Annotated in this window: 21 protein-coding genes; 4 read left to right on the top strand and 17 right to left on the bottom strand. The window is 44.4% G+C overall.

Annotation, left to right across the window (positions count from 1 at the left end; genetic code table 11):
• Nucleotides 1-124 precede the first annotated feature (124 nt).
• Nucleotides 125-1,390: an NAD(P)/FAD-dependent oxidoreductase gene (locus G6047_RS04375; RefSeq protein ID WP_211165376.1), complete on the top strand. Its 1,266-nt coding sequence runs from the start codon at nucleotides 125-127 to the stop codon at nucleotides 1,388-1,390.
• Here G6047_RS04375 and G6047_RS04370 read toward each other — a convergent pair.
• Entirely contained in the window at nucleotides 1,387-2,736 is a 1,350-nt protein-coding gene (locus tag G6047_RS04370) for an FAD-dependent oxidoreductase (protein WP_169526264.1), read from the bottom strand. The genes G6047_RS04375 and G6047_RS04370 overlap by 4 nt on opposite strands.
• A gap of 240 nt (nucleotides 2,737-2,976) precedes the next feature.
• Between G6047_RS04370 and G6047_RS04365 the strand changes: the two genes are divergently transcribed.
• Together G6047_RS04365 and G6047_RS04360 are read left to right on the top strand one after the other, a co-directional pair.
• Nucleotides 2,977-4,122 carry a helix-turn-helix transcriptional regulator gene (locus tag G6047_RS04365; protein ID WP_169526263.1) on the top strand — a complete coding sequence of 382 codons (1,146 nt, stop codon included), beginning with the start codon at nucleotides 2,977-2,979 and terminating at the stop codon, nucleotides 4,120-4,122.
• Nucleotides 4,123-4,255: 133 nt separating this feature from the next.
• The gene (locus tag G6047_RS04360; RefSeq protein WP_169526262.1) at nucleotides 4,256-6,673 is read left to right on the top strand and encodes a T9SS type A sorting domain-containing protein; all 2,418 of its coding nucleotides are present in this window, start codon (nucleotides 4,256-4,258) and stop codon (nucleotides 6,671-6,673) included.
• A gap of 35 nt (nucleotides 6,674-6,708) precedes the next feature.
• Here the strand turns inward: G6047_RS04360 and kynU are convergent, their stop codons facing one another.
• From kynU to G6047_RS04290, 14 genes are all read right to left on the bottom strand, one after another.
• The gene (gene kynU / locus G6047_RS04355; protein ID WP_169526261.1) at nucleotides 6,709-7,998 is read right to left on the bottom strand and encodes a kynureninase; all 1,290 of its coding nucleotides are present in this window, start codon (nucleotides 7,996-7,998) and stop codon (nucleotides 6,709-6,711) included.
• Nucleotides 7,999-8,481: 483 nt separating this feature from the next.
• Nucleotides 8,482-9,531: a tRNA preQ1(34) S-adenosylmethionine ribosyltransferase-isomerase QueA gene (gene queA / locus G6047_RS04350; RefSeq protein ID WP_169526260.1), complete on the bottom strand. Its 1,050-nt coding sequence runs from the start codon at nucleotides 9,529-9,531 to the stop codon at nucleotides 8,482-8,484.
• Between the two features lie 144 nt (nucleotides 9,532-9,675).
• Nucleotides 9,676-10,902: a 3-phosphoshikimate 1-carboxyvinyltransferase gene (aroA, locus tag G6047_RS04345; RefSeq protein WP_169526259.1), complete on the bottom strand. Its 1,227-nt coding sequence runs from the start codon at nucleotides 10,900-10,902 to the stop codon at nucleotides 9,676-9,678.
• A gap of 60 nt (nucleotides 10,903-10,962) precedes the next feature.
• Nucleotides 10,963-11,289 carry a nucleotide pyrophosphohydrolase gene (locus G6047_RS04340; protein ID WP_169526258.1) on the bottom strand — a complete coding sequence of 109 codons (327 nt, stop codon included), beginning with the start codon at nucleotides 11,287-11,289 and terminating at the stop codon, nucleotides 10,963-10,965.
• 37 nt (nucleotides 11,290-11,326) lie between these two features.
• Complete coding sequence (locus G6047_RS04335) at nucleotides 11,327-11,506, bottom strand: hypothetical protein (RefSeq protein ID WP_169526257.1); 180 nt, start codon at nucleotides 11,504-11,506, stop codon at nucleotides 11,327-11,329.
• Nucleotides 11,507-11,515: 9 nt separating this feature from the next.
• On the bottom strand, nucleotides 11,516-11,824 hold the full coding sequence (locus G6047_RS04330) for a hypothetical protein (RefSeq protein ID WP_169526256.1): 309 nt from the start codon (nucleotides 11,822-11,824) through the stop codon (nucleotides 11,516-11,518).
• A 144-nt stretch (nucleotides 11,825-11,968) separates the two neighbouring features.
• Nucleotides 11,969-12,214, bottom strand: coding sequence for a hypothetical protein (locus G6047_RS04325; RefSeq protein ID WP_169526255.1), 246 nt, complete (start codon nucleotides 12,212-12,214; stop codon nucleotides 11,969-11,971).
• 137 nt (nucleotides 12,215-12,351) lie between these two features.
• Entirely contained in the window at nucleotides 12,352-14,355 is a 2,004-nt protein-coding gene (locus G6047_RS04320; protein WP_169526254.1) for a DUF3857 and transglutaminase domain-containing protein, read from the bottom strand.
• Nucleotides 14,356-14,375: 20 nt separating this feature from the next.
• Nucleotides 14,376-16,286: a DUF3857 domain-containing protein gene (locus G6047_RS04315; protein WP_169526253.1), complete on the bottom strand. Its 1,911-nt coding sequence runs from the start codon at nucleotides 16,284-16,286 to the stop codon at nucleotides 14,376-14,378.
• Between the two features lie 96 nt (nucleotides 16,287-16,382).
• On the bottom strand, nucleotides 16,383-16,835 hold the full coding sequence (dtd, locus tag G6047_RS04310; protein WP_169526252.1) for a D-aminoacyl-tRNA deacylase: 453 nt from the start codon (nucleotides 16,833-16,835) through the stop codon (nucleotides 16,383-16,385).
• Nucleotides 16,832-17,800, bottom strand: a complete 969-nt coding sequence (gene rsgA / locus G6047_RS04305) for a ribosome small subunit-dependent GTPase A (RefSeq protein WP_169526251.1) — start codon at nucleotides 17,798-17,800, stop codon at nucleotides 16,832-16,834. The genes dtd and rsgA overlap by 4 nt, the downstream gene beginning before the upstream one ends.
• 358 nt (nucleotides 17,801-18,158) lie before the next feature.
• A complete protein-coding gene (locus tag G6047_RS04300) occupies nucleotides 18,159-19,241 on the bottom strand; it encodes a bifunctional 3-deoxy-7-phosphoheptulonate synthase/chorismate mutase type II (RefSeq protein WP_169526250.1) in 1,083 nt (360 codons plus the stop codon).
• A gap of 158 nt (nucleotides 19,242-19,399) precedes the next feature.
• Nucleotides 19,400-20,551, bottom strand: coding sequence for a pyridoxal phosphate-dependent aminotransferase (locus G6047_RS04295; protein ID WP_169526249.1), 1,152 nt, complete (start codon nucleotides 20,549-20,551; stop codon nucleotides 19,400-19,402).
• Nucleotides 20,548-21,414 carry a prephenate dehydratase gene (locus tag G6047_RS04290; RefSeq protein WP_169526248.1) on the bottom strand — a complete coding sequence of 289 codons (867 nt, stop codon included), beginning with the start codon at nucleotides 21,412-21,414 and terminating at the stop codon, nucleotides 20,548-20,550. Before G6047_RS04290 ends, G6047_RS04295 begins: the two co-directional genes overlap by 4 nt.
• Before the next feature lie 291 nt (nucleotides 21,415-21,705).
• On the opposite strand from G6047_RS04290, the gene gldA reads away from it, so the two are divergent.
• The gene (gldA, locus tag G6047_RS04285; RefSeq protein WP_169526247.1) at nucleotides 21,706-22,608 is read left to right on the top strand and encodes a gliding motility-associated ABC transporter ATP-binding subunit GldA; all 903 of its coding nucleotides are present in this window, start codon (nucleotides 21,706-21,708) and stop codon (nucleotides 22,606-22,608) included.
• Here the strand turns inward: gldA and G6047_RS04280 are convergent, their stop codons facing one another.
• A complete protein-coding gene (locus G6047_RS04280; protein ID WP_169526246.1) occupies nucleotides 22,609-23,355 on the bottom strand; it encodes a head GIN domain-containing protein in 747 nt (248 codons plus the stop codon).
• Nucleotide 23,356: 1 nt separating this feature from the next.
• Nucleotides 23,357-24,487, bottom strand: coding sequence for an acyloxyacyl hydrolase (locus tag G6047_RS04275; protein ID WP_169526245.1), 1,131 nt, complete (start codon nucleotides 24,485-24,487; stop codon nucleotides 23,357-23,359).
• Nucleotides 24,488-24,580 lie beyond the last annotated feature (93 nt).

Genomic DNA, 24,580 nt, shown 5'->3' with positions numbered 1-24,580 from the left:
GAAACCATTCGGATCAAACTTAAAATTCGGCGCAAGAAAGTGTCGCATTTTGTGTTTAGGAAACGTTAATCAAACCCAGTCGAATGGTGTTTAATGGGTAACTTTAGGAACCTATAAAATGACCATGGACAAAAAGACAATTGTCATAATCGGTGCCGGTTTCGGCGGATTACGACTGGCTCAGGACCTTAAAAAATCGGGTTACGACATTTTCCTGATTGACGAACACAACTACCATCAGTTCCAACCTTTGATGTATCAGGTCGCCACGGCAAGGCTCGAAGCTTCGAATATTTCGTTTCCGCTCAGAAAAGTCTTCCAATACTGCAAAAACGTCCATGTCCGGATTGCAAAAGTGACATCGGTCGATACCAATTCCAAGACTGTCAAGACTTCGATTGGCGATTATTCATACGATTATCTGGTATTGGCTATGGGTGCAAAAACCAATTATTTTGGAAACACGGAACTCGAAAAACATGCTTTTCCAATGAAGTCCGTTCCCGAAGCAATCCAACTCCGCAACCGGATTCTCGAGACTTTCGAACAGGCCGTCCTGGCTCCGGAAGCTGAAATGCAATCACTACTCAATTTCGTCATCGTAGGTGGCGGCCCTACCGGAGTTGAACTAGCAGGCGCTTTGGCCGAAATGAAAAAATATATCCTGCCAAAAGATTATCCGGATCAGGACTTTTCAAAACTAACCGTTTATCTTCTCGAAGGACTTCCGAATCTGCTCAATGCCATGAGCGACGATTCCAAAAAAGTATCGCGTAAATACCTTGAAGACCTCGGCGTCCATGTCAAGACAGAGACGATTGTGTCTGACTACGATGGTGAAACCGTGACTTTAAAATCTGGCGAGACCATTAAGGCAAAAAATGTAATCTGGGCAGCTGGAATTTCAGGAGTTTCACTCGACGGAATCCCCAAAGAAAGCTATGCACGTGGAAATCGACTGACTGTAAACCGTTTCAACGAAATTGAAAATCTGAAAGACGTATATGCCATTGGCGATATCTCCGTCATGTCAACACCCAAATACCCAAATGGTCATCCGCAATTGGCAGCCGTGGCCATCGAACAGGGAAAAGTATTGGCTAAAAATTTTATCAGATTGAAACAGGGCTTAAATACGGTGGCTTACGAATACCATGACAAAGGCTCGATGGCGACAGTTGGAAAGAGAAAAGCAGTCGTCGATTTGCCCCAGTTCAGTTTTCAGGGACGGTTGGCTTGGTTTACCTGGATGTTTGTCCACTTAATGCTGATACTGAGCGTCAAGAACAAGCTATCGATTTTCGTAAATTGGATGTTCAGCTATTTCAACAACGATTCGACGTTGCGTGTCATCATCAAACCGGCTTCAAAAAAAGTGGAAAATCTTTAGAAAGTAGATTTATCGAGCAACTGAAGCATCAGTTTTTCCACTTCAGGGCTGTTCCAGATTTCTTCAATATCCGGCAACGACATGACTTCCTGCATGATGGCATTCTGTCCGTCACCCAAAGCAAGCGCTTCGGAATACGGTCGATGGCTGAACGTCACGCGACTGTACAAAGGCAACCATTTATCCGGATGTTTTTCTGAAAACCACTTCTCGATTTTCTTCTGCAACAGGAATTTCTCATCGGCGACACTCGATGACATTTCTCTGAAATTACGCCACGACAATTCCGCAATCGCATCGGCATTGGGTTTACGCAACTCTTGGTATTCTTCAAAAATAGTCGTCCAATCATCACCGTATTTTTCCATCAGTCCGGACAATACCGTAATATCTTCAAAACCTACATTCATCCCTTGACCGTAAAAAGGTACGATCGCGTGGCAGGCATCGCCTATCAATGCGACTTTATCTTCAAATGTCCACGGATAACACTTCATGGTCACCAACGTACTTGTCGGGTTCCTGAAAAAATCGGCGGTCAGGTTTGGTATGATATCGATCGAATCCGGGAATTTCTTTTCAAAAAATCGTTCTACAGATTCCTGGTCCGGCAAAGATTCAAACGAATTTTCACCTTCGAAAGGCATGAACAACGTACAGGTAAAACTTCCGTCGAGATTCGGAAGTGCAATGAGCATGTAATTGCCGCGCGGCCAGATATGGAAGGAGTTCTTATCGAGTTTATGCGTTCCGTCTGCATTCGCCGGAATATGCAGTTCCTTGTAACCCGTCGGCAGAAATTCCTGGGAATAGTTGAACATGCTCTGGCGTTGCATTCTGTGGCGGATTCGCGAAAAAGCACCGTCTGCGCCAAACACAATATCGTATTTAAGATCTGTCCATTCGCCTCTTTCGGTTTCGCCAATATGTAAGGTAGCCGTAGAAAGTGTGATGTCCCAGATGCGTTGCTCGAAGAAAAATTCGGCTCCCGCGGCTTCGGCAAGGTCAATCATTTTGCGGTTCAAAGTCCCGCGTCCGATGGAGTAAATGCTTTCACCATCTTTGCCATACGGCTGGAAATTCATCTTGCTGTCTACATGGATCGCGCGTTTGTCCATGGGGATTGCGATACTGCGGATTTCATTGCCAATCCCGACCGCATCGACGGCTTTCCATCCGCGGTCGCTCATGGCCAGGTTGATCGATCGCCCCGAAAAAACCATATTCCGGATGTCAGGGCTTCGGTCAAAAACATGGACCGTATGTCCGGCTTTCTTGAGATAAATTGCCAGAAGCGATCCCACAAGGCCTGATCCGACGACTGCAATCTTCAATGATTTCTGCATAAAAACGCTATGTAAACGTGCAAAGGTACATATAATATGCAGTGTGGAACCGCACATTTTAGCTTTATTTAGATAGTTTCCGAACCTTGATCAGCCACAAAATAAACTGCGGAATCATGCCTGAGTAGTCGTTGTGTCAATAAAATGTATCTGAAATGTTCGAGACACAATAAATTTTGAGGTCAGCCTGTTCCAATCCGGCTAAATCTGTATTTTTATAGGTATACAAGAAACAGGCAATTGGAATTCAATATATTCAACTTCATTGTGTTGATGGGCGTCATCCAGGGATTTATCTTTGGTGTGGTGGTTGGGTTTTCAAAAAAGTATAAGGCACCGTCTACACGTTTGCTGGCTTTGCTCATCGTTGCTTTTTCCATAAATAACCTGCAGTTTTTTTTCGTCGATGCAGGCCTGATGGATTCGCGGGTTTTATATGGCATTTTCTGGATTCCGGAACATGTGCTTTTGGGGCCGCTGTTGTTTGCCTATGGTTTCCGGTTCTTATATCCCCAGATTCCACTGACAAAAAAGCAAATCTTCTGGCTGTTGCTGCCTTTTATCCTGTGTCTCATTTGCAGCACTTATTTTAAGATTGCTTACGCCCATGAAATTCCCGTAAACTTCCCCGATTCCTATTGGATTTTCACCATCATTGTGGAATTCGCCGGTGTATTTATCGCCGCTGTTTGCATTGGCTGGCTGTTGCGCCTGGCTTACGTTGTAGATCGCCGCAACAAAAATTTCAGGGCCGATGTGGTATATCCGCAACTGCAGTGGTTCCGCCTGACACTTTGGGCTTTTGCCGCGGTGGATGTACTTTGGCTTTTCATCTCAATCAAAGTCAATCTTCTTGGGGCACCATATACCTGGTGGTATTGGACCTGGATTTCGCTTTCGGTATTGATTTACTGGCTCGGACACATCGGCATCTATAAATTCGGAATACAGGAAGAGCGCAAGAAAATACGCGACTACAGTTTGAGCAATAGTTTCAATGTGATCGACACAAGCCGGAATACACATTTGACTGCCTTCGACGATTTGCTGGTGAACCAAAAATATTTCCTCGATCCGCAACTTACGCTTGATTCGGTCGCGGAAAAACTCGGCGTCAGCAAAAGTTATCTTTCGCGTACGCTGAACAAGGAGTACCCGATGGGTTTCTCGGAATACGTCAACAGCCTTCGGGTCAATGAAGCGAAGTTTTATTTGACCAACAAAGATTTCGCACAATATACATTGGTCGCAATCGGGCTTGAAGCGGGTTTTTCTTCCAAGACAACCTTCAATAGTGCGTTTAAGAGAATCACCGGAATTACGCCATCTGAATACCGTAAAAATCTTGGGGGTGCAAATCAAACCACTTCGGAAATTCCGGTCTGATTTCATCCTGATTATATTCCTGGGCATTATTTCGTCCTAAAAGTTGCGCCGTGCATCATTTGGAACGCTGTTATTATTGGTTACGGTTATTTTCGATTTGTCAAAGCATTCGTAAATCTTAATCAATATTGTAATGAAACAACTTTCCTCTTTTCTTTTACTGTTCTTTTTTGTGTCGGTGTCGGCCCAGACCAGTATGTTCATCGGCGCCATAGACAATGACTGGAACAATGGCAATAACTGGAACACCGGACTTGTACCTACCGGTTCTATCAACGTCCTGATCCAGGAAGGTAAAAATGCCGTAGCCACAAGCCCGGTAGTTTGTAACTCGATTGCACTCAACAGCGGTTCAACGCTAACCATTGCAACTAATTTGAATTGCAACACCCACATTATGGTACCGGAAGGAGCTATCTTAATCTGGACCGGCGGCCAAATATCCGCACAGACGATTACCAATGAAGGCCAGATGAACCTGGAGCCATACGGAACCAAACAACTCATCAACGGTTCCCAACTGGACAACGCCGGAACCATGCTGATTACGACAGACTGGGCGTTCGACATTACAGATGGCGTGGTAAACAATCTTACCGGCGGGGTCATAAACCTTGCCTTTGCCCAGGCGAACATAATAGGTACGGGTTCGGGCAGCCATGTCCTGAACAACTACGGTACAATCATAAAATCTGCTTCTACTTCCTATTCCCCCATTACAGTTGAATTGCACAATACCGGAACCATTCAGGTGGAAGCCGGCACGCTTCAGTTGAACAATCCGCAAATAGAACTCATCAATTCTACCATAAATGTTTCTGAAGGAGCCAACATGGAATGGTTCAATACCGTAACACTGATTGGAAATACAGGTGGGAATCTAAACGGACAGATCAACTGGTCGGGAACCGTAAACGTTCCTTCCGAAGCCTCGCTCGATTTCGATGGTGGGGGTACTTTCAACTGGGGCAACGGAACGCTCACTGGTGGCGGCATACTGAATAACCTTGGCACGTTGTCACTTACGGCTGCCTACTATGGTGTAAAGACCATAACTGGCGGAACCACCTTGCGGAATCACAACCAAATGCCGGTGTCTACAGACTGGAGCCTTACCATCGCAGACGGAATCCTGGATAACCTCTCGTCCGGAGTCATCGATTTTTCATTTCCGCATACCATCATGCAGGACAATTCAACCGGATCTCATTTGGTCCAGAACGCGGGAATCATCCGTAAAAGTGCCAGCACCGGAGTACTTGCCATCCAGGCAAAATTGATGAATACAGGAACCCTTGAAGCAAATTCAGGTGTATTTTCGATTGACAACAGCCTTTCGCAATTCAACGGAGGCATCTATAACGTTGGCCCGGATGGTTTGCTCGACCTCAACCAGACCGTTACCTTATCCGGAACGCTGACCGGAACACTTAATTCCCATATCCGTTGGTGGGGAAATCTTTCCGTACCCGCGACAGCCACGTTGGACTTTGACGGATCGAGCAGCTTACATTGGTATTCCGGCGAGCTTATCGGCGGCGGACAATTGATCAACAACGGATTGCTGACCCAGACCGCAGGTGCGACCAAAAAAATCAACGCATCGACCACATTGCTCAATAACGACACATTCGCCCTGACTTCAGACAGCGGATTCACGATTGAAAACGGTTCGATAGTCAATTCGGAAGAAGGAACCATAGATATGACGATTGGAATGCAAATCCTTGCAGGTGCCGGAAGTTCGTCCATTATAAACCACGGAACTTTCACGAAATCGGCTTCTACGGGAACAGGTTCGGTATCGCCATTGGTCGAAAATCATGGAACCATCGAAACCTGGGCCGGGACATTCCAATTCTACAACCTGCATAATGAAACAGACGGTACAGTAACCGGAACGTCCCATGTCGATTTCCCGAACCCAACGTCTCTTGTCAATCACGGAACGTTCGCTCCGGGCGGGAATCCGGGTTCCATGTCTGGCTCAGGAAGTTTCAGCATGGAAGCTGACGCGCGTCTGTTGGTCGAGCTTTACGGATTGACTTCAGGCACGCAATACGACGTATTCAATTTCTGGAACAATGCATCGCTTGACGGATCGGTTGTAGTGGATTTACATTTTTCCCCAGTCATCGGCGACAGTTTTACGGTCATGACGACCAATGTGATTACGAATTGTTCGCTGGAACCGACAACATCGGCGGTTTACAACGGAATGGAATATACGTTTTCAGTCGGATGCGTCGACGATAATAAAGTGATTTTGACGCTGACATCGATCCAACTCGGAACAGCTGAAAATGCATTCGCTGCCGGTTTGAAAATCGCACCGAACCCTGCATCGGGAACAACCATTTTAAGAAACGACACCGGAAAGACGCTTTCATTAATCGAAGTTTCAGATTTGTCCGGAAGAAAAGTCCGCAACATAAACCCGTCGGGCAATCTCGAAGAATTTATCGACCTGACCGGATTATCTGCCGGAACCTACTTCCTCAAGGCTTCATCTGACAATGGAACCGCAACCAAAAAAATAATCGTAAAATAGAAATCAAAAGCCCCGAAATTGAATCGGGGCTTTTTTTATTTTGATACCGAATGAAGTTCTGATATTCCTTTTTTGAGCAGCTGGCCAAAATCATACATATCTTCAAACGAACAGTACAACGGAACGGGAGCGAGACGGATTACGTTAGGTTCGCGCCAATCTGTAATGACTCCGTTCTTCATAAGCCAGTCAAAAAGATTGCGTCCTTCGCCATGCAGATAGACCGATAACTGACAGGCACGTTCTTTTGGATCGGACGGCGTTATGATTTCAAACGTGCTTTCTACTTCCTTATCAATTTCGTGAAGGATGAATTCCAGATAGGCCGTAATCTTATCGCGTTTTTCAATGAGCGCATCCATGCCGACTTCGGCGAACATTTCCACCGATGCCAGATAAGGCGCGAGTGTCAGTACCGGAAGATTTGAAACCTGCCAGCCGTCTGCCCCTGATTCGGGCATGAACTCAGGTTCCATCTTGAAACGACGGTCTTTGCGTTGGCCCCACCAGCCGGCAAATCGCGGCATCTCCGGGTCATTATGATGCATTTCGTGAATAAAGCAACCCGATGCATTTCCCGGCCCTGAATTCATGTACTTATAACTGCACCAGGCTGCGAAATCTGCTTTCCAGTCGTGGAGTTCGAGTTTGATGTTTCCGGCGGCATGGGCCAAATCCCAACCGACGAAAGCGCCTTGTTTCTGGGCTGCTTCGGTAATGGTTTTCATATCGAAGACCTGGCCGGTGTAATAGTTGACGCCGCCCATCAGCAACAACGCAAGCTCATCGCCTACTTCTTCTATCGTGGCAATGACATCTTCATGACGGATGTTGTTTTCACCTTCGCGCCGTTTGATTTCAACGATGGTCGTTTTTGGATCGAAACCGTGGAATTTGACCTGGCTCTGCAATAGATACTGATCTGACGGAAATGCTTTTTCCTCGCAGATAATCTTTATTCGTTTACCCGTTGGGCGATAAAAGGAAACCATCAGCAAATGTAAATTGACCGATAGCGTATTCATGACAGTGATCTCAGATGGCAATGCCCCGACAATTTTACTCAGCGGCTGCGCGAAACGTTCGTGATAATCCCACCAGGGTTTGTGGGCGTAGAAATGACCTTCTACGGCGAGTTCGGCCCAATCGGTCATGATTTCGTCAACGTAGGATTTGGCGGTTTTTGGCTGAAGACCCAACGAGTTCCCGACAAAGTAAATTACTTGTTTGTCATTGACTTTTGGAAAGATGAACTCGTTTCTGTATTTGGAAATTTTATCCTGGGAATCGAGATGCCTTGCGAAATCGCGTGTATTCTGGAACATGTTTTGTGTGTTGGTTCGCAAAGGTAAAAAAATCAAACGCCCTAAAATTGACCAACGTTGCATTAAAAGCAAAAACTTTGCGTTATAAGCATTCGAATCTCAATATTGACTACCTTAAAATAAAGCTTACTTAAAAATAACATTACAATACGTGGGGAATTTTGAACCTTATTTGTTATAGCATATTGGCACCGGTTAAAAATATCCGGTTACATTTTTTAAGAATAGGAGACTAAGTAAAAAATATATGGTGTTTCATCATATTGGGTGATAAATTGAGTTAAATAGGAAGAACCTTTTATCACTGAAACCGGGGCGAAAGCTCCGGTTTTTTTATTTCATTCCTTTGCGTACAACTGATTCAGCTTCAATTGTGGGCGTTTACAAATTCTGTGTTTACAATTTTTTGTAAACAGAAAAAGAGGAAACAAAAAATCCCAATCTTTCGATTGGGATCAGTGTATTGTCCGGATGCTTTTTACATTAAAGAATCAGCATCGCGTCACCGTAAGAATAAAAACGATACCCTTCTTTGATAGCTTCATCATATGCTTTTTTCATAAGATCATGACCAGTGAAAGCCGAGATCATCATAAGCAACGTAGATTTTGGCGTATGGAAATTCGTGATCATCGAATCGGCGATAGCGAAATCATACGGAGGAAAAATAAATTTGTTGGTCCAGCCGTCAAACGGATTCAGCAGCTTGCCGGAAGAAACCGAACTTTCAATGGCACGCATCGTAGTGGTTCCTACCGCACACACATGCTTGCGGTTCATTTTGGCTTTGTTCACGATATCACAGGCTTCCTGAGTGATTTTAAGCTCTTCCGAATCCATCTTGTGTTTTGACAGATCTTCGACCTCAACCGGATTGAAAGTTCCCAAACCAACGTGAAGCGTAACCTCGGCGAAGTTTACACCTTTAATCTCAAGGCGTTTGAGCAAATGCTTCGAAAAATGAAGCCCAGCGGTTGGTGCAGCGACAGCTCCTTCTTCTTTGGCGTAAATCGTCTGGTAACGCTCGGCATCTTCCGGAACGACTTCGCGGTTGATGTATTTCGGGATCGGCGTTTCACCGAGTTCGGTCAGTTTGTTACGGAATTCATCGTAAGAACCGTCGTAAAGAAAACGAAGCGTACGTCCGCGTGAAGTGGTGTTGTCGATTACCTCTGCCACAAGGGAATCATCGTCTCCGAAATATAATTTGTTTCCGATACGGATTTTACGCGCCGGATCAACCAGAACGTCCCAAAGACGCTGCTCCGAATTGAGTTCACGAAGCAAAAACACTTCGATCCTTGCACCGGTCTTTTCCTTGTTTCCGTACAAACGGGCGGGAAAAACTTTGGTATTGTTCAAAATAAGCACGTCTCCGTCATCGAAATAATCGATAAGATCCTTGAACATTTTGTGTTCGATGGTCTTTGTTTTGCGATTTACGACCATGAGCCTTGACTCGTCGCGGTTCTCGGTTGGGAATTCTGCCAGTAATTCTTTGGGAAGATTGAAATTGAAATGTGATAATTTCATGTTAGCATTTTGAAGCTTAAGGTTTAGTGTTAAAGGTGCGCTTAAACTTTCGGGTGCAAATATACGGTTGTGAAACAGGCGTTGTCAAGTGTTTTGCCCAAAACTTAAGAAAGTCGAGGCAGGCCGCGCCGTAACATCAAATTATTATTGATTGGCATCGACCGTAAAACCAATCTTTTCCAGATCGTCCCAAAAAGCCGGATACGATTTGGAAACGACTTCGGCATTATTGATGGAAATAGCTGTCCGTAAAGCAAGAGGCGCAAAAGCCATCGCCATGCGGTGATCGTTGTAGGTGTCGATTGAAATTCCGGAATTGATTTGTGCCGATGGAGAAAGCGAAAGACTGTCGCTGGTCACGGAAATATTGGCTCCGAGTTTGGTCAGTTCCGTCTTAAGTGCCTCAAGCCTGTCGGTTTCCTTGATCTTGAGCGTATGCAGACCCGTAAGATTGCAGTTGAGCCCGAGACCGAAAGCAGTTACAACAATAGTCTGCGCAATGTCCGGTGTTTTATTTAAATCAAATGTTATTTGTTCCGATGGCATTCCGGTTTTGGTCAACGTCAGATTAGTATCTGAAAATTGGGAAGCCACACCAAAATCTTCATACAACCTTACTAGTTCGCTGTCGCCCTGGAAACTGTCTTTGCGGAATGAACGCAATTGCAAACTTGTCCCGATTGGCGAAAGTGCCACGATAGAGAAAAAATAAGACGCCGACGACCAATCCGACTCCACTTCGACCACGGTTTTTCCAATTTCATTTTGAGGCTTGACCTTTATGATATTGCCGGTAAAACTGGCTTCGACACCAACCTGTCGCAGCAACGAAAGTGTCATGTTGATGTAAGGAACAGAAGTGATTTCACCCAAAAGTTCAAGTTCGATTCCGTTGGGAAGCGATGGCGCAATGAGCAACAAAGCCGAAATAAACTGGCTGCTCACGTTGGCTTGGAGCGAAACTTTGGAACCGCTTAGTTTTTTTCCGTTGATGCGAAGCGGTGGAAAACCATCAGCATTTTCATATTCGATATCGGCCCCGAGCTGGCGCAACGCATCCACGAGCAATCCAACAGGGCGTTGTTTCATCCGGTCGGAACCCGTAATGACAACCGATTTTCCCTGTGCCGATGCAAAATAAGCCGTCAGGAAACGCATGGCGGTCCCGGCGTGATGTACATCAATCAGATTACCTGAAGAAGCCAACGCCTCTTTCATGGCAATCGAATCGTCTGAATCTGAAGTGTTTTGTAATTGGACCGACGGAAAAAGCGCCTGCAACAACAACAATCTGTTGGTTTCGCTTTTGGAGCCTGAAAGTTTCAGGGATTCGTTTTTGACAGACGGTATTCGGGAAAGGCGTAAAAACATTATTTTTTATTATTTATTGGCATTATGTATTGGTATTCCGTGTCTCAATAAACAATAATTTTAATAGAGCTTTTCGTTGTTTTTATGTCTGTCGTGATCGCGGTTTGTCTTGAGGTCGAGTTTTTTATCGAAAGCGGCCTGAAGATCGATTCCGGTTTGGTTAGCCAGGCAAAGTACCACAAAGACAACATCGGCCAGTTCTTCGCCCAAATCTTTGTTCTTGTCTGATTCTTTTTCAGATTGTTCACCGTAACGTCTCGCGATGATGCGGGCCACTTCACCGACTTCTTCGGTCAGTTGTGCCATATTGGTCAGTTCGTTGAAATAGCGCACGCCGTGGTTTTTGATCCAATCGTCTACGGCCTTTTGGGAATTCTGGAGGTTCATGTCAAGTTTTTTTCAAAACTATTCTTTCGTTTTGTTTTTACGCTACTTTTTTGAAGAATTCCTTCAGGTTACCGTAAAAATCTGCCGATACCAACCGGGTATTATGCTTATACGTATACTGAAAAGAAATTTTATCATCCTGATCCAGCAAGGTATGTTTGAACGAGCAGACCTTATCCGGAGTCGAAATGGCAATAGAGGCCGGAAGCGATTCCACTTGATAGCCTTAGGGCAATAAGAGCGTAATCCGGAATTTATTGAGTTCGTTTTCAAATAATTTCAGATAATTCTCATTGTCTTGCGTTGAATGCGCTTCACGAAAGGAGAATGCTTCCTGGCTCATGAAGTTCCTTCGGGCTTTACCTGAAATTGACCCATCGGCAGCGAGGCTTCCCATGAGGACTGTCCGCTCCATTGCAACATCAGCCGGCATCATTTTTATTTCGGAGCAAGTTCCATCCCGGGAAACAACACGTCCGGACCAATTCAACGTGTAATTTGGCAGCACGCCGGGAATAGTAAATTTTGGCGGCATCGAGTAATGTGGTTTTTCCGTCTATCACGTAGGAAACAAGAGCATAATTGAAAGAAGTCTGCCTCGGGTAAATAGAAATTCCGTTTATCACGGTACTGACCAAGATAGGGCTGGCCGAAATTCCCGCTCTTTGCAACATGGTTGTCAACAGCAAATTGATATCTCCGATGTTTCCGGTTCGGGTCTGGGATGCTTTTTTGAGACCGTCTCTGTAAAGAACCCAAAGTTGCCGTTCCAGTTCATGTTAGCCTGGACATAGTTGAAAATTGCCTGTATACGTTTTTGGTAATCAGGCTCCTGATTGATGATACGCCGGACATTGTTGTCCAGGAAACTACAATCTGCAAGTTGTTTCCCAAAATCTTTATCATCCCAAATGGTGCGGACCAATCCTTCCCAGGTTTGGGAGAAATTTTTGTCGGGCGTGTTTCTTTTGCGCCGGTTCTTCTTTTGATACTTTTCCGAACTTGAAATCTTGTGCGGAACAAAGTACTGTTGCCAGAAAAGCCAAAGCAACTACAAAATCCTCATGCCTTTTTCAATACGATTTTTTCGTTTTCCTTTTGGACTACCTGGATAAAGAAGTTCCTGAGTGTTTCATAACCTGTGTTGGGCACGATTGGCTCGTTGATTTCCGTATTGACGCTCAACTGGATTTTGTTTCCGTTCGCCTGTATGATGTACTTGTGGCTTCCCATGTTGTTTTCCATGACGAGACTTTTTGATTCGGGCATAGATTCCACGACATAACCTTCCGGTATGTCAATGCTTATGGAGTATCTGGAATTTGTCGGGTAGCCAAAATCGACCGGATATTCGCGTTTTTCCATTTTGAACGGATTTTCGTCGGTTTTGAGGAATAGCATTGGAGAAACATAGATTTTGTCGCCAACTATATCCATAGCATCATTTTGGGTAAACCGAAATGTTTCTATCAGCGGCTTATAACTATCTGATTCGTTATCGCGTACATACTCGCTCACTTCTATCTTCCCGTGTGAATTTTCGAATTGTTCCAGATATTGATCCTGATTCATCTTGACATAACGTTCCCGGAATGAAAGTGCCATGTTGTCGGTAACGGTTTTGCGAACCTGTCCTTCCGCGTGTCCGTCTGGCTTGATGGAACATATAAGCGCAATGGTTTCGCGTGAGGCTTTTGACGGCATGAGGGGAATGGTCGTAGATGTACCATTTTTGCGCATAAGCACTCCGTTCCAGTTCAAATCCCGTAACGGAAGAATATTTGGCGTGGCGTATTTTTCGGTCGCATCAAGCAAAAGCGTCGAATTACCCAATTCTACAGCCGCAATTACATAGTTGAAAGCGGTACGGCTTGGAAAAAGCGCAATGCCGTTAGATCTTGTACTTACCAAAACGGGGTTTGCGGTAATGCCGGCGAAACGAAGCATAGATGTGAGCATGAGGTTGATTTCAGCCACATTGCCTGCTTTGTTTTTATAGGCCTGGCGCACACCATCATTACAGGAATAGCCATGGTAGCCATTCCATTTTACATTGGTTTTGACGAATTCAAAAATGGCTGCGACCTTTTCTTCGGGCGTACTCAGTTTGGCAATCAATGGTGCTATTTCCTGATCGTAATACCCGGTTTTATCGAGTTCAGGCCCAAAATCATCGTTCTCGTATATCTTCTTGGTTACGGTTTGCCAATCGGTCGAGAAGTTCTGGAAAGTGGAATTCGGATACTGGATAGATGACAATTCATGTGTTACACTGGACATATAATTATGTATGTTGTTTACGAATTCCTCATCTCGCATGGCCGGCACATTTTCAATCACATACTTGCTTGAATTTTCGAGGTAATCCACTTTATCATTGGAAAAGGTTGTGTGTACCGCACGCGTTCCAGACCTTTCCTTGCTGTTGATCATAAACGATTTCTGGGTTGCCGTCTTTGTATACTTAGGTGCCAGATAACCTCTCATATTGGCATTGTAAACGTAATACTCCGGAGCACTGAATGTGAATTCAGAATAGTTGACAGGAATGTCTTTTTGGAAATCCCAATCCGGAACCATATTCAAAAACTGCGACACGACTTCATACTCATATTCAATGATACTGCCTTCTTTGACCGCCGGCATAGTAATCTTTTTCCGGCTCCAGTACCGGTTGACCTTCTCATCGAATTCCCCGTCACTCTTGAGTTTTGTCTTTACAATTTTTCCATCGACAAGGTTATAGGTCACCGCATCTGAGATATCTATATTTTCCCTCGACGAACCATCTGAATAATATTGGATCGAAATATTGGCCTGATCGTAACCTTCCTTATTGTAGATTTTTATTTTCGTCTGGACTTTTGTGACCATCATAAAGCCATTCGCATCTGAATAGTTGAAGCTTACATTCCCTATCTGGGAAATTACCGCAGCAGCTGCCGAAGCATCAACGGGATGTGCTTTCTGTTCGAGTTCGGCAACGGTTACTTTTCCCAATGAAGATTTCTGGGCCGTGCAAAAAATTGAAACCACACTAAGTGCAAGAGTCAGTAAATGTTTCATGTTTGTTTTGGAGTTGGTGGTTATGCTTTTTTCAATACGATTTTAGAATTGTCATTCTTTGCAATTTGTTCGCGGAATAATCGATACGCGTCATATTCTTCTTTAGGATAAAATCCGTCATTTATCAAAAGCCTGCGTTTATAGGTCAATGTCGTTTCGGTTTTTTTGATAAGGCTTGTGTTGTACTGACCGAATTTCGTCTTGAGTTCGAAATCAGACGGAAGTGCTTCTATCGAAAATCCTTCGGGAAGATTGATGACAATTTCATCTTCGTCCAGAAACCCTCTTTCAATCTGGAATGCATTTTCGCGGTTGCGATATCTTTTTGGAGTACCTGAATTTAAATTGAATGCATTTGCCACAAACATCAGGCGGTCACCGGTTAGCGTGGCGTATGTCTCTGATGACAGTTTCACATTCTGGGTGAACCGAACCTGATTCCTGTCGTTTTCAAATTCAACCTTGTCCAATTTCAGGTTTTGGATATTGGAAAAGTAATCTTTGTAATAATTCTCTTTTTCAACCGCCGAAAAACGCTCTTTCATGAATGTCTGCGAATATTGGCTGCCTTGTGAAACTATGGACAGATTGCCGTCAAAAGCCCCACTGGGCAAAATGGTATAATTGCCTTTACTTAGTTGTGCATTGGTGTCATTAACCATCGTTCTTGTCCGAACTATTTCTCCTCCTTCGGGCTTGACAACCAGAACTTCCCTGTCATCTGTAAATGTTCCCTGAAACCCGAATGGGCTTACCTGGTTCGTACATTCGAGCCAGATATATTCATTCGCTTTCGGAATGGCGAGTATAACGTGATTGCCTTGTGAAGCTGAAGCAAAATCTGGCAGGAAACCGTGTCTGTACCTGTTGTTTGCATACACGACCGTGAAGTAAGATGGCACGCCGGCCACTTCAAGCAACGCCCTGGTGTAATTGGACAACGCCTTACAATCTCCATAACCCAGTTTATCCACATCGTTTGCCTGCATTGGCTTAAATCCGCCGATACCGATCTGGATGCTGACATACCGTGTTTTTTCCTGGACGTATTTGTAGATGATACGGGCGATTTTTTCTGGGTCTTTCTCTGTTCCTACAAGTTGCTTTATACGAGCTTGTGTTTCGGGCGAAACCTCGTCTGTTCCCACTAAAAGACTTTCGTAATACCACTTGCCGAATTCCTTCCAGTTTGCGGCCTGTCCATCGACACCTTCCAGATTGAATTTATTGAGCCGGAAATAAACCATTGGTACAATCTGCCCGAATTCCGGAGACGAATCTTCATACTTCAACGCCTTTATGTTTGCCACCGAAACAGAAACGTAACCATCGCGCTCGGTTTTGATGGCTGAAATTTTCTTTGAGAAATTCATCTGTTTTACCTGAAGGCCTAAATCTGCAGGGCTTTTTATTTCGATCGAAGCACTTTCGGTACTGGAAAAAAAACCTGACAACGGGCTCCATGTTGGCAGGAAAGCCGTGTTTGACGTTTGGACTTCAGACTCAAAAACAACGGTAAACGGATACCCTATTGGCGTATAATCGAGAGACAGCACGCGGTCATCATTAAAGACCGAAAATCCGTCGCCCACACTCGTATCTCTAAAGTCGCGTCGTTTAAAAATCTTTATTTCTTTTCCGAAAGCATCAAAAACGCGGGCCTGTATCGCAGTTATCTTTCTCGTTTTCTGATAGTATTCCGACAAATCCAAAGACCTTAGACCGGTTTCGTTGAGGACCGTTGTTGCCACGATCCTGTTTATGGTCATGTCGCGTTGAGACGTGATGGCTATTTTAGTATCATCTTTGCGGATTACCAGATTTGCGTTTTGCTTCAGGCTGTCCGGAATCGATAAAACCGAATACGCCGGAATCTGTGCATAAAGCCCAAAGCCCAACAATAGCAGGATAAATAAATACCGAGATTTCATTCGTGTTGTCTGGTTGGTGAGGCAAGCGGTTTTTTTAGAAAATTTTAACGTTTACCTGCTCCAAAAGTAAGGGATTTTTTGACCCCTCCAAACAAATCACTCTCTATTTTTCGAATCCATCACAATAGTTACCGGGCCGTCGTTCAACAGCCTGATTTTCATATCGGCACCGAACTTTCCGGCCTCAACCATACCGCTCGTTTCAGCTTTCATTTGAGTTAGAAAAGCCTCGTATAAAGGAATGGCAACCTCTGGTCTTGCCGCTTTGATATAGGATGGGCGATTGCCTTTTTTGGTGAGTGCATGAAGCGTGAATTGTGAAATAATCAGCAGTTCAGCAGACACATCTTTGGCAGACAAATTCATAACGTTATCCGCATCGTTAAAGATTCTGAGGTTGGCAATTTTTGCACAGAGCCAATCGATGTCTTCTTTGGAATCTGCATCTTCTATTCCGACAAAAACCAAAAGTCCGGTTCCAATCTGCCCGATTATTTCACCGTCTACCGTAACCGACGCTTCAGAAACCCGCTGTATTACGACTCTCATAATTTATTCTGGGCCCGTTCTTCGTCGAAGTTGTCGTTGCGGTAATTTTCATCGTCGCCTTCAAGTAATTGAAGATAGCTTCTGTAACGCGACCATGCAATCCTGTCTTCCTCCAACGCTGCTTTGACTGCGCAATGAGGTTCATCTTTGTGAAGGCAATTGTTGAACTTACAATCGTTCTTGAGGGCAAAGAATTCCGGAAAGTAATCCCCTATTTCATGGATTTCCATATCGATAAGCCCGAATCCACGAATTCCTGGCGTATCGATAATCCTGGCGTCGAAGGCTAAATCGAACATTTCTGCAAAAGTCGTCGTATGCTGCCCTTGCTGATGTTGCATTGAAATTTCTTTGGTCTTCAAATCAAGCGTCGGCTCGATGGCATTGACAAGCGTCGATTTCCCAACCCCGGAATGCCCCGAAAACATACTGGTCTTTCCAACCATCATTTCCTTTAACTTATCGAGTCCATTATTCTGGATTGCAGAAACGCGAAGGCACTCATATCCTATTTGGGAATACGTATGTTGCAGGAAAAGCTGTTCGTCGAGCATGGCTTCATCAAAGGTGTCGATTTTGTTGAAAACCAGTACGGCTTTGATGTCATACGCTTCTGCAGTCACCAAAAAACGGTCTATAAAACTCGTGGTTGTTGTAGGATTATTTATCGTCACGATCAAAAAAACCTGGTCGATGTTGGCCGCGATGATGTGCAATTGCTTTGATAAGTTGACCGATTTGCGAACGATATAATTCTCGCGGTCGTGAATTTCCTTGATCACGCCACGCAATCCGTCAGGCGTATCTTCAATTTCATAATCTACCAAATCGCCTACGGCTACGGGGTTTGTACTCCGAATATCACTCATCCGGAGCTTTCCTTTAATACGGCAATCAATGAATGTTCCGTCTTCGGCCTTGACCGAATACCAACTTCCCGTAGATTTATAGACTGTGCCTGTCATGGAGGCAAAGATAAATGCGCGGAATTAATAATTAACAATGAATAATTAATAATTGTTCGGCGGCAATTCCGGCTTCCGCTCGCAGTTGCCTTTTCCCGCCTTGATTTAACAACGCTAAAACAGGAGCTTCTGTTGGTCGCTCAGTTTTGGCGGTAAAACCAAAGGCCGTAATTCAGCAAGCTGGCTCACTAAAATCTGGGCCGGTACGTATTTATTCATCTTTTAACATTTAATACATTTTTCATGTAACCGATGTATTTGTAGAATTCCGAACTTGGCTCTGGGGAGGGGCCAATGGTGTTCCCTAAAAAATTCCGAAATATACCAGCTATAGAAAAAATGTACTTTTTGTTAAACTTTACCCATTGATCACCCTTTCCTGATGCGCAATACTTTCCAAATGAACCGCTTCGAATAACCGCTGCACGAATTCTCTCGTCAAGCCTTTTGACACACCGGTTTCAGTCATTTTATCGAGTATTTCATTCCAGCGTTTATTCTGTAGGATCGCGACATTTTTCTCTTTTTTCAAAGCACCTATCTGTTCCGCTACCTTCATTCGGTTGCCAAGTATTTCCAACAACTTGCTGTCGGCTTCGTCAATGCTTATGCGGAGTTTGGCCATACGACTGTTGAAATCGTCTTCTTCGACAGTCAGTTTACGCATGCGTAAATCTTCGAAAAGCTTTTTCAAAACCGTCGGTGTGATTTGTTGGGCCGCGTCGCTCCAGGCATTATCCGGATCGATATGGCTTTCGATGATCAATCCGTCGTAATTCAAATCCAAAGCCTGTTGGGAAACTTCCTGTATTAAATCGCGTCGGCCGGTAATGTGTGAAGGATCGCCAATCAATGGTAAATCTGGAAAACGGCTTTGCAATTCAATCGGTAATTGCCATTCTGGAATATTCCTGTATTTGGTCTTTTCGTATGTAGAGAAACCTCTGTGGATGGCACCGAGGTTACGGATTCCGGCATTGTACAATCTTTCGATTCCGCCAATCCACAAAGCCAAATCCGGATTAACGGGATTTTTCACCAATACGATTTTATCGGTATTTTCCAACGCATCGGCAATTTCCTGTACCGCGAATGGATTCACCGTTGTTCGAGCGCCAATCCAAAGTACGTCTATGTCGTGCTCCAAAGCCAGTTTCACATGGGTCGCATTGGCTACTTCAATGGCCATTGGCAAACCTGTTTCGGCTTTGGCTTTCTGGAGCCATTTGAGTCCGATGGCACCTACGCCTTCAAATCCGCCGGGACGCGTTCTGGGTTTCCAGATTCCGGCGCGAAAAAAACTTACGTCGGAGTTTTTGAGTTCGTGTGCGATTTTTAGCACCTGATCTTCCGTCTCGGCGCTGCATGGGCCTGCGATTACAAGTGGATGATTCAGGTTCAGGGCGTTGAGCCAGTTGCGGAGGGATTTATCGTTTTCCATATTTTTAGATTTTCGCTTCGCTCAAATTTTGACACAAAGTCACGAAGACACAAAGGTTATTTTATTGTTTTTTTTTTGCCACGAAGACAAGAATTTTTTTATTGGTTCTTATTTTTTGAAAGGCTCTGTTTGAATTGCAATTCCACTAAAGCCAATTGTTAACTGTTAATTCTCACAAGTGCTTCGTTTATTTTTTCTTCCGGCAAACAAAGCGAAAACCGAATGTATCTGTCGCCGTTACTTCCGAAGATTTTTCCGGGCGTAACGAACAGATGTTTCTCATAAAGCAATTTGTCTACGAAGTTTTCGGCATCTGGAATATCATCTGGCAATCTGGCCCAAACGAACATTCCGACGGCATTTTTGTCATAAGAGCAACCTAACAAATCTGCCAATTTCCAAATCAGGCCGCGTCGCTTGGAATAGACCGCATTCTGCTTGTCGAACCAATCCCAACCCAATTGCAAAGCGGCGATCGCACCTTTCTGGATGCCGTAGAACATACCGGAATCCATGTTGCTTTTTACGGTCAGCACAGCATCTATAAATTCCTTTTTCCCTATTACATAACCCACGCGCCAACCGGAAAGATTGAATGTCTTGCTCAATGAATTCAGTTCAAGTGCGACATCTTTCGCATCCGAAACCGCAAATATCGACCGCATATCATAATTGAGGACGGCACTATACGGATTGTCGTTCACCAACAAAATCGAATGTTTTCTGGCAAAGCCAACGAGTTGTTCAAATAACTCCAAAGAACCTGTTGCACCTGTTGGCATGTTCGGATAATTGACCCACATGAGTTTCACTTTCGACAAATCCGATGCTTCCAGTTTTTCAAAATCGGGCTGCCAGTTTTTGGCTTCATCCAGATCGAAAAATCTCGGAATCGCACCAACCAACCGCGTCACCGATTCATAAGTTGGGTAACCCGGATTCGGGATCAGCACCTCATCGCCCGGATTCAAAAAAGCGAGCGAAATATGCATGATGCCTTCTTTGGAACCCATAAGCGGCAAAATTTCCGAATCGGGATTGACATCGACTGAAAAATAAGATTTGTAGAAACTGGCAATTCCTTTTCGCAAATCGGGCAAACCCTGATAGCTTTGGTATTGATGTGCGCCCGGATCTGCCATTGCATTTTTAATGGCATCTATTACGGAATCCGGCGGCGTCAAATCAGGGCTTCCGATTCCCATGTTGATGACCGGTTTTCCATCGGCGACCAATTGACGCACTTCACGTAGCTTTCGGGAAAAATAGTATTCCGCTACGGTGTTTAATCTGTCTGCTGTAACGATCATCTTGTTCCGGTTTTAGCTTCGCTCTGTTCCGGTGAAATTCCCCGGGTATATTCGCCAAGCACTTTAAAATGAGTGGTCATGAGTTCGAGTATCTTTTTGGCTTTTTCGTAGTGTTTGTATTTATCGAAAACCACATCGACGAAAAACGAATACTGAAAAGGCGTTTCAATAATCGGCATCGATTGTATTTTGGTCAGGTTGAGTTTCGATGTCGTCATCATGTTTAAAACCGATGCAAGCGCACCCGGCGTATCGTCAAGCTCGAATTTGATCGAAGCCTTGTTGATTTCTTCTTTGGGCAAGACCTTATTTTCAGTCTTCACGATCACGAACCGCGTCATATTGCTTTTGACCGTGTGGATTCCGGCAGCAAGGATTTCAAGGCCGTACAAACTTGCGGCAACCGGCGCTGCAACTGCTCCGATTCCTTTGAGCTTTTGGGTGGCGATGCGTTGGGCCGTTTCGGCTGTATCTCCGCTTTCGACGAGTTTAATATGCGGATATTGGGCGAAGAATACACCGCACTGCAACAACGCGATCGGGTGGGAATGGACTTCGGTGATATCTTCGATTTTCTGGCCTGGCAACACCATCAGATTCATATGGATATTGAGATAATGCTCGCCGATGATGTGAAGGTCGTTCTTATCGATCAACGCGTAATTCGGGATGATGGAACCCGCGATTGAATTCTCAAGTGCCATCACGGCTTTATTCGCTTTTCCTGATTTGAGGTTCGAAACAAGGCTGTCGAACGACATGCATTCATCAAGCTCGTGATCGAAATCAAAATACTCCGATGCCACCTGATGATGGAACGAACCTTTGATTCCCTGGATTCCTATTGTAACTGTATTGTCCATAAAAAGAAAAATCCCGATTTGCATCGGGATTCGTATTTGTGTTCTTGAATTAATAATCAACTTAAGCCACTACATACCGTTCCCGATTTCTGCTCCAGAAATAATAAAAGGAATTGGTATAAAACGTAGTCGTGCTCATTTTGCTTTGTTGTTGGGCTAAAATAGGAAAAATAGTTTTGCCGCAACATTTTTTGCTCTTTTTTTCGATAGCTTTTTTTAGACGGCAATCTGCACGCTCGACTTGCGTTATTTAAACCAGTTCGCTTACTTTTGCCCTAAACCAAGATTTTCATGTCGATAGAAGTCAGCCAAATCACCAAAAGCTACGGAAGCCAGAAAGCACTTGATGCTGTATCATTCTCAATTCCCAAAGGACAGATAGTTGGATTCCTTGGGCCAAACGGAGCCGGAAAATCGACGTTGATGAAAATCCTGACCACATTTCTGTCAGCAGATTCAGGACAAGCTGTAGTTAATGGTTTCGATGTGGAAAAAGATCCGCAAAAAGTCCAGAAATCGGTAGGCTATCTTCCGGAACACAATCCGCTTTACCTGGATTTATATGTTCGTGAATATCTTGAATTCAACGCTGGAATTTATGGCGTAAAAAAGAATCGGATCGAAGAAGTCATCCAATTGACAGGCCTCAAACCGGAAGCGCACAAAAAAATCGGACAACTTTCAAAAGGATATCGCCAGCGTGTCGGACTGGCCAATGCGTTGCTGCACGATCCGGAAGTCCTGATCCTGGACGAACCGACCACGGGCCTCGATCCGAACCAACTGGTCGAAATCCGTCAGGTTATCCGTCAGGCGGGAAAAAATAAAACCGTTTTCCTGTCGACTCACATTATGCAGGAAGTCGAGGCCATCTGTGACCGCGTCATCATTATCGATCACGGGAAAATCGTTGCAGACCGCGCCATTGAGAAATTGCAGGAAACTGATGTGCAGGTTGTGGAAGTGGAATTCGATAAACGGATAGATGCCGCGCTGTTGACGCTTTCAAATCTGGCGGCTGCCGATAATACCGAGGAAAACAAATGGGTATTGCAGTTTGAAACAGCAAACGACATGCGTCCGTCGATCTTTGATTTTGCCCAATCGAACGATCTTAAAATACTGTCGATGAACCAACGCTCCAAAAATCTGGAAACCGTATTCCGTGAAATGACCGGGAATAAAGAAGCCTGATTAATCCTGGAAAATCAATCGTCCTGTGTAATGCGCAACCACAGTTGGTTCGTTTATCGGATGCGATACTGAAATTACATTTCCCGTACTATAGATGTTTCCGTCCAGCGTCTGTATTGGATGCACGGTCATATCGTTCGAGCCGCGTTGGAAAACAATGATGCCTTCCGCAAGTAAACCGGCACCTTCAAAACGTCCGACACCATTATAGAAATTGAGCAGCAATTGGTCGGTATGTCCGTTGATGTAAAACCCGGAAACGTGATTGGATTCAACAACCAGCTGTGTATTATCGACATCTATATGGAAATCTCCCGTTCCGACACCTCCGAAAAAATCCATCGAAAACAAACGAAGCGTCGAATAGCTCAGCACACCGTCGGAACGTACTTCACCATTTCCATTTGAATAAATTTCTTCAATTTGAGGAGCCGTAATGTAAACTACGGTTTCATTGTAAGCACGCGTAAAGTTACACCCTGAATCCTGTGTAAAAGTGATTTTTCCGTCTGTGATTTTGGTTTCGACATCGTCAATGATATGCTTCCCTGAATGAATGCTGACACTGTAATCATCGCCTTGTTTGATGACAAGACTGATACCTTCATTGATTTCGATCTTTGTGAAAGGCGTTTCCGAAACATCAATTTCTTTTGTAGTCGCCTCACCTGAACTTTTGAAGCAATTTTCAGGTGACGAACATGCCGAAAAAATAACGGCCGATAAAATCAGGATAGCTTTTTTCATATTAAATCCTTGCTCCTATTCCAACCTCAATGGCTTCTGCCCGGCCGCCGTGGGCTTTAAGGGCGATGCCTGCAAACAGGTTTTTGGTTACGTAATATTTCGCCCCGAGCCGTTGATAGACATCAGATTCATATTTATAAGGCTTGTAAACGTAAAATCCAACCTGGGTTTCTATGGATAATCTGTTGACGAACAATTCGTGTCCGACAAAAACGGCGACTCGTTTATAATCGGTATTTGGGTCGAGATAGGGCCTATCCGGGTAAGCGATTGACATATACCGGATATATTCTTTGAGATAGAGTGAAAAGAAAATATCGGTTCCCAATTGGATGGCGCTTTTACGTCCGACGCGTTTGTCTACGGCAAGCCCGATATGGTAAAATGGTTTCTGTCCGCTTCCCACAATAAGGCTTTCGCTTACACCTGACCTGAAATACAAACTGTATCGTAAGGGTTCACGCCAGCTTTTCCGCGACAAGGTATCGTTCGAAACATATTGCGGCTGTTCAGCATCGAGGTTATAGTTGACCCCGATATTGGCCGCATAGGTATTGATTCCGCTATTGGGCGACTTGACGCGTCCGTTGGAAAAATGCGTGAACATCAATCCAGCCTGGATTCCAAATCGGCCCACGAGATGCTGCTTTTTATAATTCAACATGAACAGATTACTGCTGAGCAACGTAGACCCGAATGCATTGTTCTTGTAATTCGTTTCCTTGTCATACGGATTCGTCGCGTACCCGATTCCCTGAGAAATACGGAACTGCAAATGCCGATTAAGGAAATAAAAGTTGTAATGTACCGCGAGCGCCATAGCTTTTCCCAGCGTTTCATTACCGAAATCCTGGTATTGGAAAGACATGCCGTAATCTGGGAAATTGTAGGCTTGCTCCCATTCTTTGGCGCCGAAAGTCTGGCGGTTAAGACTAATCAAAACACCATCGGGATGACCCGTGATGAGATGGGTGACATAAGCTGTGTGTTGATAGATGTTTCCGCGGAAGTAGGAGACTTCTATGTTGTTGGTTTCAGACGATGCATTGACGGTTTGTGTCGTCAGGCTCAAATCCTGGGCGAACAGAAATCCTGAAAAAAACAATGCCACAATGCCGTAAATGTGTTTCATTCTTGATGGGAATGCGGCAAATATAAGTAAGTCAGATGTCTAATATCTATTGTGAGACTACAAAAATTCAAAACAGGTCAGTCCTAAGGAAAT

Source organism: Flavobacterium silvaticum, assembly GCF_012911565.1.
GTDB classification, from domain to species: Bacteria; Bacteroidota; Bacteroidia; order Flavobacteriales; family Flavobacteriaceae; genus Flavobacterium; species Flavobacterium silvaticum.
Note: the sequence above shows the minus strand (reverse complement) of the source record. Positions and strands in the feature narration are given on the sequence as shown.

What these genes read in the sequence shown, in the direction of transcription:
- G6047_RS04300 (WP_169526250.1), bottom strand. Translation starts at nt 19,241, where the DNA reads ATGGAAAACGATAAATCCCTCCGCAACTGGCTCAACGCCCTGAACCTG.
- G6047_RS04375 (WP_211165376.1), top strand. Translation starts at nt 125, where the DNA reads ATGGACAAAAAGACAATTGTCATAATCGGTGCCGGTTTCGGCGGATTA.
- kynU (WP_169526261.1), bottom strand. Translation starts at nt 7,998, where the DNA reads ATGTTCCAGAATACACGCGATTTCGCAAGGCATCTCGATTCCCAGGAT.
- G6047_RS04330 (WP_169526256.1), bottom strand. Translation starts at nt 11,824, where the DNA reads ATGCCGCCAAAATTTACTATTCCCGGCGTGCTGCCAAATTACACGTTG.
- G6047_RS04275 (WP_169526245.1), bottom strand. Translation starts at nt 24,487, where the DNA reads ATGAAACACATTTACGGCATTGTGGCATTGTTTTTTTCAGGATTTCTG.
- aroA (WP_169526259.1), bottom strand. Translation starts at nt 10,902, where the DNA reads ATGTTTTTACGCCTTTCCCGAATACCGTCTGTCAAAAACGAATCCCTG.
- G6047_RS04360 (WP_169526262.1), top strand. Translation starts at nt 4,256, where the DNA reads ATGAAACAACTTTCCTCTTTTCTTTTACTGTTCTTTTTTGTGTCGGTG.
- G6047_RS04280 (WP_169526246.1), bottom strand. Translation starts at nt 23,355, where the DNA reads ATGAAAAAAGCTATCCTGATTTTATCGGCCGTTATTTTTTCGGCATGT.
- G6047_RS04315 (WP_169526253.1), bottom strand. Translation starts at nt 16,286, where the DNA reads ATGAAATCTCGGTATTTATTTATCCTGCTATTGTTGGGCTTTGGGCTT.
- rsgA (WP_169526251.1), bottom strand. Translation starts at nt 17,800, where the DNA reads ATGACAGGCACAGTCTATAAATCTACGGGAAGTTGGTATTCGGTCAAG.
- gldA (WP_169526247.1), top strand. Translation starts at nt 21,706, where the DNA reads ATGTCGATAGAAGTCAGCCAAATCACCAAAAGCTACGGAAGCCAGAAA.
- dtd (WP_169526252.1), bottom strand. Translation starts at nt 16,835, where the DNA reads ATGAGAGTCGTAATACAGCGGGTTTCTGAAGCGTCGGTTACGGTAGAC.
- G6047_RS04290 (WP_169526248.1), bottom strand. Translation starts at nt 21,414, where the DNA reads ATGGACAATACAGTTACAATAGGAATCCAGGGAATCAAAGGTTCGTTC.
- G6047_RS04370 (WP_169526264.1), bottom strand. Translation starts at nt 2,736, where the DNA reads ATGCAGAAATCATTGAAGATTGCAGTCGTCGGATCAGGCCTTGTGGGA.
- G6047_RS04340 (WP_169526258.1), bottom strand. Translation starts at nt 11,289, where the DNA reads ATGAACCTCCAGAATTCCCAAAAGGCCGTAGACGATTGGATCAAAAAC.
- G6047_RS04320 (WP_169526254.1), bottom strand. Translation starts at nt 14,355, where the DNA reads ATGAAACATTTACTGACTCTTGCACTTAGTGTGGTTTCAATTTTTTGC.
- queA (WP_169526260.1), bottom strand. Translation starts at nt 9,531, where the DNA reads ATGAAATTATCACATTTCAATTTCAATCTTCCCAAAGAATTACTGGCA.
- G6047_RS04295 (WP_169526249.1), bottom strand. Translation starts at nt 20,551, where the DNA reads ATGATCGTTACAGCAGACAGATTAAACACCGTAGCGGAATACTATTTT.